17 protein-coding genes are annotated in these 21,751 nt (G+C 32.4%); 11 read left to right on the top strand and 6 right to left on the bottom strand.

Annotation, left to right across the window (positions count from 1 at the left end):
* Window position 1: 1 nt before the first annotated feature.
* The 3 genes from purC to purE are packed head-to-tail and all read right to left on the bottom strand — an operon-like array spanning window position 2 to window position 2,305.
* On the bottom strand, window positions 2–703 hold the full coding sequence (purC, locus tag ACF91D_RS17430; RefSeq protein ID WP_107549887.1) for a phosphoribosylaminoimidazolesuccinocarboxamide synthase: 702 nt from the start codon (window positions 701–703) through the stop codon (window positions 2–4).
* Complete coding sequence (purK, locus tag ACF91D_RS17425) at window positions 703–1,836, bottom strand: 5-(carboxyamino)imidazole ribonucleotide synthase (protein ID WP_101051327.1); 1,134 nt, start codon at window positions 1,834–1,836, stop codon at window positions 703–705. The genes purC and purK overlap by 1 nt, the downstream gene beginning before the upstream one ends.
* Complete coding sequence (gene purE, locus ACF91D_RS17420; RefSeq protein WP_069792909.1) at window positions 1,823–2,305, bottom strand: 5-(carboxyamino)imidazole ribonucleotide mutase; 483 nt, start codon at window positions 2,303–2,305, stop codon at window positions 1,823–1,825. Before purE ends, purK begins: the two co-directional genes overlap by 14 nt.
* Window positions 2,306–2,508: 203 nt before the next feature.
* Here purE and folD point away from each other — a divergent pair, with 203 nt between their 5' ends.
* The gene (gene folD / locus ACF91D_RS17415; RefSeq protein WP_039067601.1) at window positions 2,509–3,366 is read left to right on the top strand and encodes a bifunctional methylenetetrahydrofolate dehydrogenase/methenyltetrahydrofolate cyclohydrolase FolD; all 858 of its coding nucleotides are present in this window, start codon (window positions 2,509–2,511) and stop codon (window positions 3,364–3,366) included.
* A gap of 465 nt (window positions 3,367–3,831) precedes the next feature.
* Here the strand turns inward: folD and ACF91D_RS17410 are convergent, their stop codons facing one another.
* Window positions 3,832–4,977, bottom strand: coding sequence for a globin domain-containing protein (locus ACF91D_RS17410; RefSeq protein WP_107550049.1), 1,146 nt, complete (start codon window positions 4,975–4,977; stop codon window positions 3,832–3,834).
* A 243-nt stretch (window positions 4,978–5,220) separates the two neighbouring features.
* Between ACF91D_RS17410 and ACF91D_RS17405 the strand changes: the two genes are divergently transcribed.
* From ACF91D_RS17405 to rihC, 6 genes are all read left to right on the top strand, one after another.
* Window positions 5,221–5,538, top strand: coding sequence for a DUF5011 domain-containing protein (locus ACF91D_RS17405; protein WP_039067603.1), 318 nt, complete (start codon window positions 5,221–5,223; stop codon window positions 5,536–5,538).
* A 264-nt stretch (window positions 5,539–5,802) separates the two neighbouring features.
* A complete protein-coding gene (qoxA, locus tag ACF91D_RS17400; RefSeq protein WP_392437455.1) occupies window positions 5,803–6,924 on the top strand; it encodes a cytochrome aa3 quinol oxidase subunit II in 1,122 nt (373 codons plus the stop codon).
* On the top strand, window positions 6,924–8,912 hold the full coding sequence (gene qoxB / locus ACF91D_RS17395; protein WP_039067606.1) for a cytochrome aa3 quinol oxidase subunit I: 1,989 nt from the start codon (window positions 6,924–6,926) through the stop codon (window positions 8,910–8,912). Before qoxA ends, qoxB begins: the two co-directional genes overlap by 1 nt.
* The gene (qoxC, locus tag ACF91D_RS17390) at window positions 8,902–9,507 is read left to right on the top strand and encodes a cytochrome aa3 quinol oxidase subunit III (RefSeq protein WP_029379103.1); all 606 of its coding nucleotides are present in this window, start codon (window positions 8,902–8,904) and stop codon (window positions 9,505–9,507) included. Before qoxB ends, qoxC begins: the two co-directional genes overlap by 11 nt.
* Window positions 9,504–9,794, top strand: a complete 291-nt coding sequence (qoxD, locus tag ACF91D_RS17385; protein ID WP_039067608.1) for a cytochrome aa3 quinol oxidase subunit IV — start codon at window positions 9,504–9,506, stop codon at window positions 9,792–9,794. The genes qoxC and qoxD overlap by 4 nt, the downstream gene beginning before the upstream one ends.
* A 173-nt stretch (window positions 9,795–9,967) precedes the next feature.
* Complete coding sequence (rihC, locus tag ACF91D_RS17380) at window positions 9,968–10,876, top strand: ribonucleoside hydrolase RihC (protein WP_107550048.1); 909 nt, start codon at window positions 9,968–9,970, stop codon at window positions 10,874–10,876.
* A 95-nt stretch (window positions 10,877–10,971) separates the two neighbouring features.
* On the opposite strand, the gene ACF91D_RS17375 is transcribed toward rihC, so the two are convergent.
* On the bottom strand, window positions 10,972–12,147 hold the full coding sequence (locus ACF91D_RS17375; RefSeq protein ID WP_119585147.1) for a serine hydrolase domain-containing protein: 1,176 nt from the start codon (window positions 12,145–12,147) through the stop codon (window positions 10,972–10,974).
* A 19-nt stretch (window positions 12,148–12,166) separates the two neighbouring features.
* Window positions 12,167–13,828: a phospho-sugar mutase gene (locus tag ACF91D_RS17370; RefSeq protein ID WP_119585145.1), complete on the bottom strand. Its 1,662-nt coding sequence runs from the start codon at window positions 13,826–13,828 to the stop codon at window positions 12,167–12,169.
* 443 nt (window positions 13,829–14,271) lie between these two features.
* Here ACF91D_RS17370 and ACF91D_RS17365 point away from each other — a divergent pair, with 443 nt between their 5' ends.
* From ACF91D_RS17365 to ACF91D_RS17350, 4 genes are all read left to right on the top strand, one after another.
* On the top strand, window positions 14,272–15,618 hold the full coding sequence (locus ACF91D_RS17365) for an LCP family protein (RefSeq protein ID WP_119585143.1): 1,347 nt from the start codon (window positions 14,272–14,274) through the stop codon (window positions 15,616–15,618).
* Between the two features lie 21 nt (window positions 15,619–15,639).
* Window positions 15,640–16,110: a DUF2538 family protein gene (locus ACF91D_RS17360; protein ID WP_039067616.1), complete on the top strand. Its 471-nt coding sequence runs from the start codon at window positions 15,640–15,642 to the stop codon at window positions 16,108–16,110.
* A 68-nt stretch (window positions 16,111–16,178) separates the two neighbouring features.
* Entirely contained in the window at window positions 16,179–16,601 is a 423-nt protein-coding gene (locus tag ACF91D_RS17355) for a GNAT family N-acetyltransferase (protein ID WP_107549920.1), read from the top strand.
* Between the two features lie 233 nt (window positions 16,602–16,834).
* Window positions 16,835–21,646, top strand: a complete 4,812-nt coding sequence (locus tag ACF91D_RS17350; protein WP_392437450.1) for a GW dipeptide domain-containing protein — start codon at window positions 16,835–16,837, stop codon at window positions 21,644–21,646.
* The last annotated feature ends 105 nt before the right edge of the window (window positions 21,647–21,751 follow it).

Below are 21,751 nucleotides of genomic sequence, written 5' to 3'. Positions count from 1 at the left end.
TTTATAAAGCCTCCAGTTTATTTAAAAAAGTTTGATATGTTTCAATGATTGATCCTCTATCTTCTCTATATACATCTTTATCAAAATTTGTATCGCTATCTTTATCCCAAATACGGCATGTATCAGGAGAAATTTCATCAGCTAGTAAAATCTGTCCATCATTTGTACGGCCAAACTCTATTTTGAAATCGACTAACCGTAAGTTCATTTCATCCATTAATTGAACTAGAACTGCATTAACATCCTTTGCCGCTTCTTTTAATGAATTTATTTCATTATCTTCAGCTAAATGTAGTAACTTAATATGATCTTCTGTTATTAGTGGATCATTTAGGTCATCGTTTTTATAGAAGAATTCCACAAGTGGTTCGTCAAATTCATGTCCTTTTTCAAAACCAAGTCTTTTAGTAATAGAACCTGCAGCAATATTTCTGACTACTACTTCTAAAGGGATGATTTCAACTGATTGTACAAGTTGTTCTGTTTCAGATATCTGCTCGATAAAATGGCTTTTCTCACCTTTTGCTTTTAAATAGTTAAAAATGTGAGAAGTGATTTGGTTGTTTAAACGACCTTTGCCTTCTATTAAATCTTTTTTAGCGCCATTTCCTGCAGTAACTTCATCTTTGTATTCAACACGTAATACATCATTTTCACCAGTCGAAAATATTCTTTTTGCTTTACCTTCATATAATAAAGACATTATTGAGATCTCCCTTCAAATTTATCAAGTAGTGCTTGTTCGCATTTATCTATGTCAGTTGTCAACACTGTTAAATGCCCCATTTTTCTATTAGGTTTTCTAGATGTTTTACCATATATATGGACATGCCATTCAGCATGCTCACTAAATTGGTCTTCTAATAAATCTAAATCTTTCCCTAATAAGTTCATCATTATTGCTGGTTTTAACAATTCAATTTGTTCTGGTAATTTTTGACCAGTAATAGCCAAAATATGTGTATCAAATTGTGAAAAATCGCATGCTTCAATTGAATAATGACCGGAATTATGCGGTCTAGGTGCAATTTCATTTACATATAAACGGTTTTCACCATCTATAAAGAATTCAACTGTAAAAGTACCTACGAAATGAATATTTTTGATTATTTTATCAACTTCATTTCGAGCTTCTGCTTCTTTTTCATGCTCCGTGCGAGCAGGTACGATTGTTTTAAAGAGAATTTGATTTTGGTGTTCATTTTCTTGTAGTGGAAAATATGTGATTTGATTGTCATTACCAATGGTAACTGTTAGGGATACTTCTTTTTCTAATTGCAAATATTGCTCAGCAACACATTCTTGTTTTTCTAAAAGTGCTTTTGCTTCATCTATATCTGATGCTGAATTAACTAATATTTGACCTTTACCATCATAGCCACCAAACCTTGTTTTCACGATAAAAGGATAACCGATTGTTTCTATAGCAATATTCAAATCATCCGTCTTAGATAATTGTACAAATGGCGCAATTTTGCAATTTGCTTTTTGTAATGTTTGCTTTTCAGTCAATCGATCCTGGAGTAATTGTATAGCTTGATATCCTTGAGGAATATTATATTTTGAGACAAGTGTCTTTAATTGATCGGCTGATATATTTTCAAATTCGTAAGTGATGACATCAGATAACTCACCAAGTTGTTCCAATGCTTCTTGATTATCATACTCGGCGTTGATAAATTCATGTGCGACGTACTGACATGGACATGCTGGATCAGGATCAAGTACGATTACTTTGTAACCCATCTTTTGAGCTGATTGTGCCATCATTTTACCTAATTGACCGCCACCGATAATACCGATTGTTGAGCCGAACTTTAATTTATTGAAGTTCATCTTGCATTTCACTCACTTTCTGAACTAATGATTTTTCATAATTTTCCAAATTTTTTTGGACTGATTGATTATCAATACTTAGTATTCTTGCAGCTAGTACACCTGCATTTTTCGCTCCAGCTTTGCCTATAGCTGTAGTTGCCACTGGAATACCTCCTGGCATTTGGACGATTGATAATAATGAATCTAGTCCTTTTAAACTTTTTGACTCAATTGGTACTCCAATTACTGGTAATGTTGTCATCGATGCAACCATGCCAGGTAAATGAGCGGCACCGCCTGCACCTGCAATAATAACATCATAACCATTTGCTCTTGCTTCTTTAGAAAAATCAACCATTAATTGTGGCGTACGATGCGCTGAAACAACTTTCTTATCATACGGAATTTCTAATTGGTCTAACATAGAACAACTTTCCTTCATTGTTTCCCAATCTGATGAACTACCCATTATGACTACCACTTTCAAAACGAACACCCTTTCAGAAATTTGAAATGTCACTACTATTAGATGTATATTACAGATATAGCATAACAATTAAACCATGCTTTTTCAATCAAAAATCGAACTTTAACCAAAAAAAAGTACATAATTTACGTCTTTTGGTTGTTAATTGCCATGGTTTTTATGTTAATGTTAAGTAAAGTTCATACATTCGAGGAGGATTTTTCATGGTCGCAAAGATTTTAGACGGAAAACAAATTGCTAAAGATTACAGACAAGGGCTTAAAGATCAAGTTGAAGCTTTACAATCTAAAGGTTACACACCTAAATTATCTGTTATTTTAGTGGGTAATGATGGCGCTAGCCAAAGTTATGTTAATTCAAAAAAGAAGGCTGCTGAAAAAATTGGTATGATTTCTGAAATTGTACATTTAGATGAGTCAACTTCTGAAGAAAATGTATTAAAAGAGCTTAAACGCTTAAATGAAGATGATAGTGTGAGTGGTATATTAGTTCAAGTGCCATTACCTGAACAAGTAAGTGAACAAAAAATACTGGAATCTATAAATCCAGCTAAAGATGTTGATGGCTTCCATCCAGAAAATATCGGTAAGTTATATATTGACCAACAAACTTTTGTTCCATGTACACCACTAGGAATCATGGAACTTCTAAATCATGCTGACATTGATTTAGAAGGTAAAGATGCTGTTGTAATTGGCAGAAGTCATATTGTTGGGCAACCTGTTTCTAAATTATTACTTCAAAAAAATGCAACTGTTACAATCTTGCATTCAAGAACAAAAGATATGCATAGTCACTTGAAAAATGCTGATGTTATCGTAAGTGCTGTCGGACGTCCAGGCTTAGTAACTAAAGATGATGTTAAAGAAGGCGCAGTCGTAATAGATGTTGGTAACACTCCTGATGAAAACGGCAAATTAAAAGGTGATATCGCTTATGATGAAGTTAAAGAAGTAGCTGGCGCTATTACACCGGTTCCAGGTGGCGTAGGCCCAATGACAATTACTATGGTACTAAACAACACTCTTATAGCTGAAAAAATGCGTAGAGGTATTGAATAGTCAAATAAATAACGTCTGTTAAATATTTAATGAGTTAAAAATAGGGTAATTATTTATTAAAGCAGAGAACATGGATAAACCTGTTCAAAAGGCAATCATGACTGGTTATCAAGTGCTAGTTATAATCAATTTATCTCGCCTTGCTTGACTGTCTCCTATTGCTTATAAAAAAGCTGAAAAGTTTAAACGTAAAGTTTTCTACCCAAAAAATAAACGTCAATTTCTAAATTATTCCAATAGAAATTGACGTTTATTTGTTTTATGAAATTTTTTAACATGTTGAAATCCCGAAGACTATTATGAGTGTAAGACATTAAGCGCAAAGCAACTCAATCTATTCTCAATTAACAAAAAAATTTTACATATAACAGACAGCCAATCTAAGTGATTAGCTCTCTTACTTTATTGAGACTTAAAATCTGCTCAATGTGTAATTTATCAATAAAGAATATCAATTGTAGAAAGTTATACTCCTACGCTTAATCTAGGAATAAATGATTCGAAATGTAAATGTTGTTGTTCAACACCCATTTCTTTCAATGTAGTAATAATTGATTTCAGGAATTTAACACCTCCGCAAACATAGATTTCAGTGTCTGCTGAAATAAATTGACTTAGATACGTTGCATCCATATATCCCGTTTTTTGTTTATCATGAATAATATACGATGCATTATCGTTATTATTTGCAATATCTTCTATTCTACTGTAAAAAGGAATTTCTTCTATATTTTCAACATTTTGAATAAAGTCTACTTTTACATTTGAGCTTGCTACTTCGTTAAACATTGGAATTAACGGAGTGACACCTATACCTGAACCAATAAATAGTTGAGGCGCTGTGTTATTTACTACACCAAATCCACCTACTGGAGCTGATAAATTTATTGTCCCGCCTATTTGCATCTCATCATGTAAAATGGTTGATACTTCTCCCTCGTGAAAATCTGTTACATCTCTTTTCACTGCAAAAGTTAATGTATGTTCGTCGCCTTCAATAATGGAATAGTGACGTTTGGCACGATATTCCAATTTATCACTTTCTACGTCTACAGTAATATATTGACCTGCCTCAAATTTACTTAAGTTATATTCATTTGACTTAACGGTAAACACCTTGATATCTGAAGTTGTTGGTTCTATATTAATAATTTCAAAAGGTTTAAAACCATCCCAAGCCATCTCATCGTAAATATCTTTCTCAACATTAATAAATACGGAAGCTATTTCACCATATGCTTTTGCCCACGTAGCAATAATCACATCATCTTCTGGTAGCCCTAGTACATTTTGAATAGCTGCCAATAAGTTTTCTCCCACAATATCGTATCCGGCTTCTGGCACTTGTAACGCGCAGTGTTTATAAGCAATTTCTTTAACAACTGGCATGATGCGTGTTAAATCATCGATATTGGTTGCTGCCGCTAATACACTATGCGCTAACGCAGTAGATTGTAAGCCTTTTTTTTGATTCGTTTGATTGAACATATTTTTTAACTCAGGATGTCTGGTAAACATTCTATTATAGAAGTATGATGTAATTTCTTCTCCTTTTTGTTGTAATACCGGAACAGTTTCCTTAATAATATCTCGTTCTTTTTCATTCAACATTAATTACACCCCTAATTTTTATTTAATTCTTTTTTACATTTTTATCTTATTACAAAATTGAAAGTTACAAAAGATTTTTGTGATAAAATTCACAAAAAGTTCAATTTACATATTTTTAACCGGAAATTACAATGAAATTTATAGAAATAAGCTATATTAGGACTATAGTATGATGTATAATGTAGCAAATTAAAGTATAGTAAGATTAAATAAAATTAATGTTTTGCGTTCGGAGGTTACGTAATGAATAAATTAATACAATCTTTGTCTGCATTAGGTGTATCAGCTACACTTGTATCACCTAATTTAAGCGCAGAAGCTACTGAAAATTCAATCCCAGAACTTAAAGGGATTAATGATACAATTATCGATAAAGGCGATGACTACAATATATTAAATGGCATACGTGCTTATGATAAAGAAGATGGCGATCTTACACATAAAATCAAAGTTGACGGTAATATTAACACCAAAAAAGCTGGTAAATATAAAATCGAATATAAAGTTGAGGATTCAGATGGCGCAACAAATAAATCTATTCGTTATATTGAAGTAAAATAATTTTATAATTTTAATACATATATCCCTAAATGATAATGTTTATCACTGTTTTGTGACCGATTTTGGCTTATCGTCTTAAATATGACACTTTTCACAAAATGTACACATAATTTTAACAAATCTTTGAAAGCCCACCAGACGTTGAGTTTGTTGGGTTTCTTTTAATTTTACAATATTTTTTTTCGTACAAACACTTGTAAATATTGCGTAATATCTTAAAATTGATGGTAAGCCCTACATTTGTAGTATTAGGAGGTCAAAAAAGTGTCAAAATTTAAGTCTTTGCTTCTACTCTTTGGCTCGCTAATTTTGCTTAGTGGTTGTTCTAACGTAGAAGTTTTAAACCCAAAAGGGCCGATGGCAAGCGATACGAAGTTTTTGATTATGTATTCAATCATCTTCATGCTTGTTATTATTGCCGCTGTTGTTATTTTATTCACGGTTTTCCTATATAAATATAGAATAGGAAATACTAAAGAATCAGGAAAGATGCACCACAATTCTTTAATGGAAACAATTTGGTTTATTATTCCTGTAATTATTGTAATTGCTTTAGCCATCCCAACGGTTAATTCACTTTACAATTATGAGGAAAAACCACAGAAAGAAGACGATCCACTTGTTGTTTATGCGACAAGCGCTGGTTATAAGTGGTTCTTCAGTTATCCTGAACAAAAAATCGAAACAGTTAATCATTTAACTATTCCGAAAGATCGCCCTGTTGTCTTCAAACTCCAATCAATGGATATGATGACAAGTTTCTGGATTCCACAATTAGGTGGCCAAAAATATGCGATGACAGGTATGACAATGGACTGGACATTAACAGCTAGTGAAGAAGGTACGTTCAGAGGACGTAACTCAAACTTCAATGGTGAAGGCTTCGAACGTCAAACATTTGATGTTAATTCTGTAAGCCAAAGTAAATTCGAGAATTGGGTAAAAGATGCTCAAATCAAAAAAGTATTGGACCAAGATACATTTGATAAGCAACTTTTACCAACTACTGAAAATAAAAATTTAACTTTCAGTGGTACGCATTTAGCATTTGTTGATCCTGCAGCTGATCCTGAGTATATTTTCTATGCTTATGATCGTTTCAATTATGTGCAGAAAGATCCAAACTTTAATACACCAGAAGAAATAAAAGAAGATGTATTAGATAAACCAGATAAACCTGCACGTAAACCACAAATCACAAATGCAAACTATGAGCGTCATGGAATGAAAGCCATGATTCTAGGCAATAATGAACCATATGATAGTGAATTCAAAGATGAAGAATCACATAATATGGATGAAATGGAAAAAATCTCTGAAGGTGTTAAAGATGAAAAAGCATCTAAAATAGAGAAAAAAGACCATGAAAATGGAGGTGGACATTAATGAATTTTCCATGGGATCAATTACTCGTTCAAGGTAACTGGATGATAACGATGGCACAAATTGGTGCACCTTTCGCAATCATTGCTGTGATCGCAGTAATTAGTTATTTTAAATTATGGAAATATCTATATAGAGAATGGTTCACATCTATTGACCATAAAAAAATTGGTGCAATGTACTTAATCTGTGCGGTATTAATGTTCGTACGTGGCGGCATCGACGCACTAATGATGCGTACGCAGTTAGCAATTCCAGATAACACATTTTTAGAAGGAAACCATTATAATGAGGTCTTTAGTACACACGGTGTAATAATGATCATCTTTATGGCAATGCCTTTCATCTTTGGTTTATGGAATGTCGTAGTACCATTACAAATTGGCGCACGCGATGTTGCATTCCCTATATTAAATAACGTAAGTTTCTGGTTATTCTTCTCAGGTATGATTTTATTCAACCTTTCCTTTATAGTCGGAGGTTCACCTGCAGCTGGTTGGACAAACTATGCACCACTTGCAGGCGAATTCAGCCCAGGACCTGGAGTTAACTATTACTTAATAGCAATACAAATTTCTGGTATCGGTACATTAATGACCGGTATAAACTTCTTTGTTACTATACTTAGATGTAAAACACCAACTATGAAATTCATGGAAATGCCAATGTTCACGGTTACTACTTTTATTACGTCATTAATCGTTATCTTGGCTTTCCCTGTATTAACAGTTGCACTAGCACTATTTACGACTGACAGAATATTCGACACTGCATTCTTCTCAGTTGCAAACGGTGGTATGCCAATGTTATGGGCTAACTTCTTCTGGGTATGGGGGCACCCTGAAGTGTATATCGTTATCTTACCAGCATTTGGTATTTACTCTGAAATTATTCCGACATTTGCACGTAAACGTCTATTCGGTCATCAAAGCATGGTCTGGGCAACTGCAGGTATCGCATTCTTAAGTTTCTTAGTTTGGGTTCACCATTTCTTCACAATGGGTAATGGTGCATTAATTAACTCATTCTTCTCAATTTCAACCATGCTGATTGGTATACCAACTGGTGTTAAAATCTTTAACTGGTTGTTTACGCTTTATCAAGGTCGTATCACCTTTGAATCACCAATGCTATTCGCATTAGGTTTCATACCTAACTTCTTAATAGGTGGTGTAACTGGTATAATGCTCTCTATGGCAGCAGCAGACTACCAATACCACAATACGTACTTCTTAGTAGCGCATTTCCACTATACATTAGTGGCTGGTGTTGTATTTGCTTGTCTAGGTGCTTTAATTTTCTGGTGGCCTAAGATGACTGGATTTAAGTTAAACGAAACATTAAACAAATGGTGTTTCTGGTTATTCATAATCGGATTTAACATTTGTTTCATACCACAATTCATTCTTGGTTTAGATGGTATGCCTCGTCGTTTATATACTTATATGCCAGAAGATGGTTGGTGGTTACTAAACGTAATTTCAACTGTCGGTGCCCTAATGATGGCATTAGGCTTTATGTTCTTAGTTGCAAGTATCGTATACAGCTTCTTCAAAGCACCACGTGAAGCTACTGGCGATAACTGGGATGGTTTAGGTCGTACGTTAGAATGGGCAACTGCAAGCGCAATGCCACCTAAATACAACTTTGCTATCACTCCAGATTGGAATGACTATGACACATTTGTAGATATGAAAGAACATGGTCGTCATTATTTAGATAACCATAATTATACAGATATCCATATGCCAAATAACACACCTGTTGGTTTCTGGATGGGAATTTTCTTCACTATTGGTGGATTCTTCCTTATCTTCGAAACACTTATTCCAGCAATAATTTGTTTATTAGGTATTTTCGGTACAATGATTTATCGTAGTTTCCAAATAGACCACGGTTACCATATACCAGCGTCTGAAGTAGCAGAAACTGAAAAACGTTTACGTGATGCACGTATTAAAGAAAGGGAGGCTGTAAGTCATGAGTCATGATGCAAACACAATTGACCAACGTTCGCATGAAGGTAATTTAAATAGACTTGGCTTTTGGATTTTCCTTACAGCAGAATTCTCATTATTCGGTACGTTGTTTGCGGCATTATTAACACTTCAACACGGCGGCGATTATGCCGGCAAAATGACTACTGAATTATTTGAATTACCACTTATATTAATAATGACATTTGCATTATTAATTAGTTCTTACACTTGTGGTATAGCAATATACTATATGAGAAAAGAAAAAGAAAAATTAATGATGATCTGGATGATTATCACAGTCCTTTTAGGTGCTGTATTCGTAGGCTTTGAAATTTATGAGTTTGCGCATTACGTACACGAAGGTGTTAATCTAACTATTGGTTCTTATTGGTCTAGCTTCTTTATTCTACTAGGAACACATGGTGCCCACGTATCATTAGGTATTGTTTGGATTATTTGTTTATTAATTCAAGTTGCAATGCGAGGATTAAATAAAGACAATGCTCCTAAATTATTTATAGTCAGTTTATATTGGCACTTTTTAGATGTTGTTTGGATTTTCATCTTTACTGCCGTATATATGATAGGGATGGTGTTTAGCGGATGAATACAATTGTAAAACATACTGTAGGTTTTATTGCCTCAATCGTTCTAACGATCTTAGCAGTATTCGTAACCTTATACACATCTATGGCACTTAATGCTAAGATTACCATCATCTTTGGTTTTGCTTTTATACAAGCTGCAGTTCAATTATTAATGTTCATGCACTTAACTGAAGGTAAAGATGGAAATTTACAAGGATTCAAAGTTATATTTGCGATTATCATTACTTTAATTACTGTTATCGGTACTTATTGGGTAATGCAAGGTGGACACTCAAGCCACTTATAATCCTAAAAAAGACTTCTCTTCGGAGAAGTCTTTTTTTATTATTATTTTTTATAAAAGTTAAAGCAAGTTACTGTACTATTTCCAATTATGTTTAATACATTTTTTAAGCATTCAAACTACAAAAATTGTAAAATAAGCACATACCCTATTTTATTCAAGGAGGTTAATTAATAATGAAACAACCTATAATTATAGACACTGATCCTGGTATTGATGATGCTGCTGCAATCAGTATTGCTTTAAATCACCCTGCATTTGATTTAAGAATGATTACTACTGTCAATGGAAATGTTGGGATTGAAAAAACAACAGCAAATGCATTAAAACTTAAACAGTTTTTTACAAGCAATGTACCTATACATAAAGGTGCTTCACAGCCCCTACTTTCAAATATCGTAGACGCAAGTACAGTCCATGGAGAATCAGGTATGAACGGATATAATTTTCCTGAACCTAACTATGATGATTTAACTTCAATGCATGCTGTGGAAGCTATGTATAAAGAATTAAAAATAAATGAAAATCCGGTAACACTCATTCCTATTGGACCACTAACGAATATTGCGCTATTAATATCTACTTACCCTGAAGTTAAAGATTATATTAAAGAAATTGTCTTAATGGGTGGTTCTGCTGGCCGTGGAAATGTAACGCCCTCTGCAGAATTTAATATTTTTTGTGATCCAGAAGCTGCTCAAATCGTATTCAATTCAGGTTTACCTTTGACTATGGTCGGTCTTGATGTTGCAAGAAGTTCTACATTAAGTCATAAAACAGTAAATGAACTTCAGGTATTAAACCAAACTGGTGATATGCTACACCATCTTTTCAAACATTATAAAGGTGATGATTTTGAAAATGGCATTAATGTTTATGATGTATACACTGTGCTTTATCTGCTCCATCCCGAAAAGTTTGATGTCCAAGAAGCAGATGTTCAAATTGAGACTAATGGTACATTGACAAAAGGTGCAACAGTTACAGATTTTAAATCATTATTCCCCAATTGTAGCGTGGTCATGTCCATTGAACCTAGTGTATTTAAAGATATCTTTATAGATGCACTCAAATACTGTAAATAATTGATAGTTTATTAATACATAAAAAAACACTCCTTTTTACTATTTAATCTGTAATTTTTAAGCTTTGCTTAAATAGTAAAGGAGTGTTTTTCATTTTAATATTTCTGACCAACAATATTATATGGTTCACCTTGTTTCAAGATATCATAATAAATATGTTTTATTTTCTTTTCGTTACTAGTCTTACTATTTTCATAATTAGTGCCTAATACTACTATATATTTGTTATTAAAATAAGCTGTAAAAACTTGACCAAAAAAACCGCCATTAATCCTATTTTTATCTGGAAGTGAATAAAAACCATATCTATAAGGTTGCGGATATTGCGATGTTAGACTTTCATGTAAAAATGGCTGTGTGATTTTATCATCAAAAAGTTCATTTTTTTGCAAATTTAAAATTAATTGTCCCATATCGTATGGCGCCATAAAGAGATTACCTGCACCATAATACTGATCTAATATATTTGGCGTTTGTTTTATCGGTTTATCAGAATTTTTATCCTTTTTATAGCCAATAGCCATATTTTTTTGATAATCTACATCATTAAAAAATGCTGTAAAATTCAAATTATATGGCCCAGCAAGTCTCTCTTCAAAATTCTTTACATACGATTTATTAGTCACCTCTTCAATCACACGTGATAAAACTAGGTAATTCGCATCATTGTATCTGTTTTTATTATAATATTTTTGCTCTATTCCCTTTTCTTGTATAGCATGCACGGCTTCATCTAAATTTTTATATTGCGGTGAAGCACTATATTTATATAAACCACTTTTATGTTGCATCAATTGATTTAATGTAATGGGTTGAACTGATTTAAACCATGGTAAATACTTTGTGACTGGATCCTGCATATTTATTTTCTTATCATTTACAAGTTGCTTTAGCATTAAACCAGTTGTAAATTTTTGAGAAGATCCAATTAAATATAATGTATCCGCTGTGTTCTTTTCATCTTCTTTAAAATTTCTTATACCGTAACCTTTATTTAGCTTTAATTGACCATTTTCAAATACAGCAGCAGTGCCATTAAATTTAATTTGTTCTAAATATCTATTAATTTCTACAATATCAGAATTTTTTTCGTCAATAACAGTTTTTAATTCTCCTACTTTTTTATGATCTTTTGATGCTTCTTCATATGATTTGTTAGCATTGTATTCTTGATTATAACGTTGGTAATGTTTATACACTATTAAAAACGTTATAGCTATAAGAAGTATACTCAAAATAATCGTTAATCGTTTTAGTTTTTTCGTAGTCATCTTTTTGCCTCTGTTTTACTCAATCTATATAGTTAATATAGTCTTTTTCAAATTGTTCCGTTATGGCATCAATATTATCTACATTAAGTGAAAAATACAGCTTAATTTTTGGTTCTGTGCCTGACGGTCTTAAAGCAATAAAACCTTTTTCAAATATGAACCTAATTAGATTTGTATTAGGTAATGATAATAATTCAGTTGTTCCCTCTTTTACATTTCTAATTTCACCAGTTCGATAATCCTCAATCTGTTTGACATCCATACCACATATTGAAAAAATATCTTTATTTCTAAACTGATTCATTATTTTAGAGATTTTCTCATTACCTTTTGTACCTTCAAAGCTAGGTGCAATTGTTCTATCTTTAAATTCACCAATATTTTTATAGATATCATTAATTGTATCTTTAAACGTTAAACCGTTTTTATTTAATAAATTCTTATATTTAATCAGCAACGGTACCATTTGAATTGCATCTTTATCTCTAGATATTGGTTTTGCTAAGTATCCGTGGCTTTCTTCGAATGCTAATAACAATTGCTTATTAGACGTGTTGTTTTTTTGTTCAATAAAGTCTGAAATATATTTAAACCCAGTAAGTACATTAGCCACTTCAACATTTAATGATATGGCCAATCTCTCCGCTAGTTCACTTGTAACAATCGATTTAATAATATATTGTGGTGTATTAGCTTCTATTAAATCTTGAAATCTTAATTTCATAAACAGTAGACCTATTTCATTACCATTAAAATATCTATAATCATTATCTCCATAACGTTCAATAAAACCTAATCTATCTGCGTCTGGATCTGTAGCAATAATCAGTTGTGCATCTGTTTCGTCTGCTAATTTTTTACCTAGTGTAAACGCGGCTTCGTCTTCAGGATTAGCAATTGCAATAGTTGGAAAATGACCATCTGGTTTTGATTGTTTTTCTTCTATTACATAGTTATGATAATTCAACTCTGCTAATATATCTGACATTAGTGGTAAACTCGTACCATGTAAACTTGTAAGTACAACTTTTGCATCTTTTTCTTCAATTGTACCTACTAATGTTTTTACTTCAGATTTATATTTTTCTGTAACTTCATTAGCCATGTATTGAATTTTCTCTTCATTTAATAATGATTCAAAATCACCTTTTTCAATTGACAGTGGCGATGCAATTGAATTTATATACGAACTTAACGTTTCTGATGCTTCTGGTAATAATTGACCACCATGATTATCATAAATTTTTATACCATTATAATTTTTAGGGTTATGACTAGCAGTTATCATGACACCCGCACTTACATTTAACTCTCTTACCGCAAAAGATAGCTCGGGTGTAGATTTGTAATTTTCTGATACAATCGTACGCACCCCATTTTTAGCTAAAACACTTGCCATTTCTCTAGAAAATTCTTTTGATAATAATCTAGTATCAAAATGTATAACTGCTGATGGATTGTTACTAACTTTATTTTTTAAATATTGTGCTAATCCTAACGCAACTTTTCGAACAGTAAAGGCATTTAATCTACCAGGTCCTAAACCAAAAGTACTTCTTATACCTGCAGTACCAAAAGATAAAGTAGTTTCAAAGCCCCCGTTTTTCTCTTCTTCTGTTTGTAATTGATAAAAATCTTTAACTAAACTCTCATCAATTTTCTCTAACCAAGCTTGTTTCACGTTAATGTATCCTCCTTATATCTCTCAGAATAAAGATATATTTAATTTTAAAAGCTAATTTTCAATAATTCATCTCATAAATTTTTCTACTCTAACAGAACCTATTAAATATTCATTAGAATTGATATTGTCTACAAGTTTATATTTCCACTGTATATTATATCTTATGTTTTAAAATAAATCATTTTTAATCAAATGACATAAATGTAACCTTCATATCTAAAGTTTGATTACTCAAGCGCTAACTACTACAAATACCTTTTAATTTCACTTCAAACTTGTAAATAACATATTGATAGTTGATATTTTTTAATTATAGTAATAAAATTATAAGTTATAGTACATTTTCTTCTTTACAAATATTTAACAAAGTTAAAAAGGTTAATAACTTAAACAAAATAATAGTTACATGTACCAAATCTTATACATGGGGAGCTTCAAACATGAATAAATTTTTAAAATATTTTTTAATATTTCTATCTTTACTTCTTGTGGTTGTTCCAGTGATATTTGCCGTTATACTATTAAAATCTTCTCAAGGCGCTTTTGAACATTCATACAATGATCAAGATTCAGCGAGACAATCTAACATCCGTGAATCAAAAGTTGATCCTTCAAAAGATCCTATCTCTATCTTATTCTTAGGTATTGATGATAATAGTGGTCGTGAAAAAAACGGACAAAGTACTGAACAATCAAGATCAGATGCAATGATTTTCTCTACACTCAACACCGAGAAAGAACAAATAAGAATGTTAAGTATCCCACGTGATACTATTAGTTATATCCCTAAAGTAGGTTATTACGATAAAATTGCACATGCTCATGCTTATGGAGGTCCTAAATCATCAATGGACTCTGTAGAAGCTACTTTAAATGTGCCAGTTGATTACTATGTAAGAATAAATATGGAAGCTTTTGTCGATGCTGTAAATGAACTGGGCGGTATCGAATACGATGTCCCTTATGACATTAATGAACCGAATACGGATGATTCTGGAAAAATAAAAGTTAAAAAGGGCCACCAAAATTTAAATGGTGATGAAGCATTAGCCGTTGCGAGAACAAGACATCAAGATTCTGATTTAAAACGTGGTCAACGTCAAATGGATTTAATAAAAAAACTATTTGCTAAAGCTCAAAAAGCAGATTCAATTAGTAAATTAGATGATGTTGTTGAAATTGTTGGTAAAAATGCCAAACACAATTTAAGTTATAAAGAAATCAAAGTGCTTGCAACATCTTATTTAAAAGATGATATTGAAATCAAGAGTACACAACTTGAAGGTAAAGATGATTACTTAAATGGTATATATTATTACAATCCTGATATAAAAAATATTCAAGATACGTCAAATCTTTTGCGTGATGATCTAGAATTACCTAAAATAAAAGACAAGATAGAATTTCTAAATCAACGTGTTATTGATTTTTATGGTACACTCATACCACAAACAGAGATAGATAGTTCATTGTTAAGAAAATCTCAAAGTGATAGTACTAGTAATGACGATGATGAAAATCAATCGTCAGATAGTAATTCTACAGATTCAAATAGCCAAAAAAATAATGACAATGATAATAGCCAACAATCAGATGCCAATCAAGACAATCAATATGAAAATCAACAAGACAACAGCAACCAACAAAACAACGGCCAAAATACACAACAACAAATTAATCCAAATCAACAACAACCTGATCAAAATCAGCAACAACCTGATCAAAACCAGCAACCTAATCAAAATCAACAACCAGATACTCAAGAAATACCAACAAATCAATATTAATTTTAGGGAGGAGCTCACTGTATGTCACGTAAAACATATGACAAACTTAACCAAATAAACGGTATGTTTAATGTATTAGAACAACAATTGATTCACAGCAAAGATATGGCACTTTTTAGAAATGAATTTTTCTATGTCAATCATGAACATCGCGAAAATTATGAGGCATTACGAATTTACTATAAAGATAGTGACAATAATCCAATTGTTGATGGCGCGTGTTATATTGTTGCGCTTCCAGAAATTTTTGAAAAAGTTGATGTTTTTGAATCAGAACTCCCTTTCACATGGGTTTATGATCAAAATGGTATTACAGATACGATGAAGCAGATTAGTGTGCCAATCCAGTATCTGATTGCTGCTGCACTGGAAGTAACTGATGTAAACTTATTTAAACCTTCTGGCTTTGCCATGGGAATGAATAATTGGAACATTGCACAGATGCGTATTTTTTGGCAATATACTGCAATTATTAGAAAAGAAGCATTATAAAATAACTGCCCTATCATATAAATTATGATAGGGTATTTTTAATATCAAAATTGAAATGAGGAATCCTAATGTTCAAAATTGTTACAACTCAAACTATGCTAGAAGAAGCTCATAATATACGTAAAAAGGTCTTCGTTGAAGAACAAAGCGTGCCTTTAGAAAATGAAATAGACCAATACGAAACTATGGCTACTCATATAATCGGATACGACAAAAATGATATGCCATTTGCTACCGGTAGATTACGCCCTATAGATAACGGTGTAAAGATAGAAAGAGTGGCTATTTTAGCAACACATCGTAACAAAGGTTGTGGAAAATTATTAATGGAATTTTTAGAAAAAGTAGCAAAAGATCAAGGCTATCAAAGATTAATGCTTAATGCACAATACCACGCACAAGGATTTTATGAATCTCTTGGCTATCAATCCTTTGGAGAAACGTTTATGGAGGAAAATATTAAACATATTGCAATGATAAAAATAATGTAAAAACAATCTTCATATTTTTACATTAATATTCCATCTAATTTTTGTAATATTTCTTCAGATGTATTTTTTCAATATATTGTGAATAAGGCGTAATAACGCTTTAAATTGAATATTAAATCTTTTCTAAAACTTAATAAGATTAATTTTATATTACAAATCGGTGAAAAATAAGTCACTCAATCCTTAGTCGTATTATAATGAATTTAAATTTATAAAGTTAAAGGGGCAGTTTAATGGCTAAGAAAAAAAACACTTATAAGGTACCTTCAATTATAGCATTAACATTAGCAGGTACAGCTTTGACAACTCATCACGCACAAGCGGCAGACAAAACGCAAGATCAATCAACTAACAAGAATATTTTAAATGATGATAAAGCACTTAACCAAAGTGAACAAATTAAGTCTGAAATTAGTAAACCAACAGCGAACATTTCAGGTACGCAAGTCTACAAAGACCCTACACAAATCAAACAGGCATCTACTGATAATAACTTAAACTATGATGCTCAAATTGATGAATTGAACAATCAAACTTCTGATCAAATGACAACGCAAAATACATATAATCAAAACGGTCAAGATCAGGAGGCACAACAAAAAGATGATTCTACTGTAAAAACTAATCAAGAAAATGTTGAAAACGAAATTACTTCTGATGAAGCAACTAACAATGTTAACACATCAGATAATGTAGAAAAACAAGCTACTGAAGCTGTTCAAGAGGATGACATTGTATCTGATAAAGGCAACGTTACTTCTGATAATAAACAAGATGTAGCTAAAGACATTAATAAATTTGATGATACTTCAGTTGAACAAGATAATAATGCTGTTCAAAATGATAGCGTTGTTACTGATAAAGACGACGTTACTTCTAATGATTCACAAGATGTAACTAAAGACAGCGATAAATCTGATGCTGCTTCTAGTGAACAAGGTAATAATGCTGTTCAAAATGATAGCGTTGTTACTGATAAAGACGATGTTACTTCTAATGATTCACAAGATGTAACTAAAGACAGCGATAAATCTGATGCTGCTTCTAGTGAACAAGGTAATAATGCTGTTCAAAATGATAGCGTTGTTACTGATAAAGACGATGTTACTTCTAATGATTCACAAGATGTAACTAAAGACAGCGATAAATCTGATGCTGCTTCTAGTGAACAAGGTAATAATGCTGTTCAAAATGATAGCGTTGTTACTGATAAATACGATGTTACTTCTAATGATTCACAAGATGTAGCTAAAGACAGCGATAAATCTGATGCTGCTTCTAATGAACCAGATAGTAATGCTGTTCAAAATGGTAGCGCTGTTACTGATAAAGACGACGTTATTTCTGATGATTCACAAGATGTAGCTAAAGACAGCGTTAAATCTGATGCTGCTTCTAATGAACCAGATAGTAATGCTGTTCAAAAGGATGACAGTACATCTGATAAAGACGACGTTACTTCTGATGATTCACAAGATGTAGCTAAAGACAGCGATAAATCTGATGCTACTTCTAGTGAACAAGATAGTAATACTGTTCAAAAGGATGACAGTACATCTGATAAAGACGACGTTACTTCTGATGATTCACAAGATGTAGCTAAAGACAGCGATAAATCTGATGCTGCTTCTAGTGAACAAGGTAATAATGCTGTTCAACAGGATGACAGTACATCTGATAAAGACGACGTTACTTCTGATGATTCACAAGACGCTGCTAAAGACAGCGATAAATCTGATGTTGCTTCTAATGAACAAGATAGTAATGCTGTTCAAAAGGATGACATTGCCTCTGATAAAGACGACGTTACTTCTGATGATTCACAAGACGTAGCTAAAGACAGCGATAAATCTGATGCTGCTTCTAATGAACAAGAGAGTAATGCTCTTCAACAGGATGACAGTACATCTGATAAAGACGACGTTACTTCTGATGATTCACAAGATGTAGCTAAAGACAGCGATAAATCTGATGTTGCTTCTAGTGAACAATATAGTAATACTGTTCAAAAGGATGGCGCAGAGACTACTAAAGCAGTCAACACTACTTTCTATAGTGCACAAGCTGCACCTAAACTTAGAGTAGCTAGAAGTGCCGATTCAACAGTCGCAACACGTTCTGCACTTACAAAAGAAGCAACAACTCGTTCAACATTACCAAAATATTCACCAAAAGTGAGTTCTTCAATTAATAATTATATTCGTAAGAACAACTTTAAAGCACCAAACTATGAACAAGATATAGCATCATATTTACCAAAATATAATTATCGCTACGGAAAGCCTGAAGGTATTGTTATGCATGACACTGCTAATGATAATTCAACTATTACTGGCGAAATCAATTTTATGAAAAATAATTATCAGAATGCTTTCGTACATGCATATGTAGATGGAAATCGTATTATTGAGACAGCAAATACTGATTACTTAGCTTGGGGCGGTGGCGCTGCAGCTAATGAGCGTTTTATACATGTAGAATTAGTTCATACACATGACTATGATTCTTTTGCACGTTCAATAAATAATTATGCTGATTATGCAGCTACAAACTTACAATATTATGGCTTAGTTCCTGATAGTGCTGAATATGATGGTGTAGGAACTGTTTGGACGCACCAAGCAGTAAGTACTTTCTTAGGCGGTACTGATCACACTGACCCTCATGGTTACTTAGCTGCACACAACTATAGTTATAATGAGTTATATGACCTTATTTATGAAAAATATTTAATTAAAACGGGTCAAGCAGCTGCTTGGGGAACACCTTCTTCAGGTAGTACGAGTGGAACTGGCTCAAATAATACTGGTTCAAGCAACACAGGTACGACTGCACCTACTAAAACAGGCACTGTGAAAGTAACAGCGAATAATGGTGTTGGCAGAATTAATACTACTAACGATGGTTTATATACTACAGTATATGACCAAAATGGTAAGAAAACTGACCGCACAAACCAAACACTTAAAGTTACAAAATCAGCTACTTTAGGTAATGAAAATTTCTATTTAGTTTCTGATTTCAATAAAGGTACATTAATCGGTTGGGTACACCAAGGTGACGTTAATTATAATACTGCTAAAGCAGCAACTAGTATAAATAAAGCTTATAAGATTAAGCCTGGAGAAACGTTATATACTGTTCCGTGGGGCACAAGTTCTCAAAAAGCTGGAACAGTTTCAGGTAAATCTACACAAACGTTCAAAGCAACAAAACAACAACAGATTGGTAAGACTAATTATGTTTATGGAACTGTAAATAATTTATCTGGTTGGGTAAGTTTAAGTAAGTTATCTTCAACAAGTAATACTGCTACTTCCCCTACTACAAATTCAGGGAAACTAACTGTAAGTAAACTTACGAATCAACAAGGTACTGTTGCCAAAAATAACCATGGCGTATATACGACTGTATATGATAAACAAGGTGTCCAAAAATCATACGTTAATGGCAAAACATATAAACTAAGTAAAAAAGCAACATTAGGTAATAATGCATTTTACTTAATTACTGATAATAAAACCAATACTAATATAGGTTGGATGCAAACTGGTGACATCAAAGTTAAAGAAGCAGCAACAAAAGCTACTACTAACCAAACACAAAATATAAGTAAAATTGGTCAGTTAAATACGAAGAATTCTGGTATTAAAGCTACTGTTTATGACCAACAAGGTAAAGACGCTACAAAACTAGCTGGAAAAACTTATAATGTTACTAAACAACGCACTGAAGGAAATAAAACTTATGTATTAATCCAAAATGTTAATCAAAATACGCCAATTGGTTGGATCAATACAAAAGATATTAATACTCGTAATTTAAGTCAAGCAAGTGCTAAAAATGGCCAATATACTGTTAAAGCAACTAATAATGGTCTTTACGCAGTACCTTGGGGCACAAAATCACAACAACTTGATACACTTAATAATCTAAAAAATAATCAATTTAATGCATCTAAATCTGTTTACGTTGATAAAGATGAATACGTTTATGGTATTGTAAACAATAAAACTGGTTGGATAGCTGCAAATGACTTAAATAAGTTACAACCAGCTAATAACACTAATGCTTCAAATTCTCAAAATATTACTAAATCAGCGGTAACACCGTATAAATATGATTATGTTATTTTCAATAAAAATGGAAGCTATTATCTAGATCCAACATCTACAACTGCAGCAGGTTCACTTAAAGATTTCTATGAAAGTATTTTCACAGTATACGAAACTCAAGTGATTAATGGCACAACTTGGTATCATGGTAAACTTTCTAATGGTAAAGTTGTTTGGATTAAAGAAACTGATTTACGTAAAGAATTAGTAAAATATTATGATTCAGGCCTTACTTTAGATCAAGCAGTTGCTATCCAAAAAGGTTTAACTGCTAAACCACAAATCCAACATACACCTGGAAAATGGGAAGATGCTACAGCAAGAGAAATCAAAAATGCTATGGATTCAAGTAAGCTAGCAAAAGATGAGACTCAAAAATATCAATTCTTACGTTTAGATAAAACTCAAAATATTGGTTCAGCTGATTTAGATAAATTACTTGTTGGTAAAGGTATATTAGAAGGTCAAGGCGCAGCATTTAGCGAAGCAGCTAAGACTTACGATATCAATGAAGTATATTTAATCTCACATGCTCTATTAGAAACTGGCAATGGCACATCTAAACTTGCAAATGGTGGCGATGTTGTAAACAATAAAGTTGTTACAGATGGTCCGAATAAATATTATAATATGTTTGGTATTGGTGCTGTTGATAGTGACGCTGTAAAACAAGGATTTATAACTGCTAAAAACAATGGTTGGAATACAGTTAAAAAAGCAATAGTCGGTGGCGCTAAATTCATATCTGAATCATATATTGATAAAGGTCAAAATACACTTTATAAAATGCGTTGGAACCCTGAAAATCCAGGTGTTCACCAATACGCAACAGATGTAGCATGGGCATCTCATAATGCTACTCGAATCAAAGGTTTCTATGATTCTATGGATAAATTGGGTAAATACTTCGACGTTGATACGTATAAATAGTATTTGTTTAAAACTTTAAATCAAACAATTAAAAGAAGCGTACTAATGACAATGCTTATCGCAAGTTATTGTCATTATATACGCTTCTTTTTCTTATTAATTAAC

The sequence above is a fragment of the Staphylococcus sp. 231237_7MaSpsaltlick genome, from assembly GCF_043107035.1.
The sequence above is the reverse complement of the archived record's forward strand: the minus strand, read 5'-3'. Positions and strand labels throughout refer to the sequence as shown.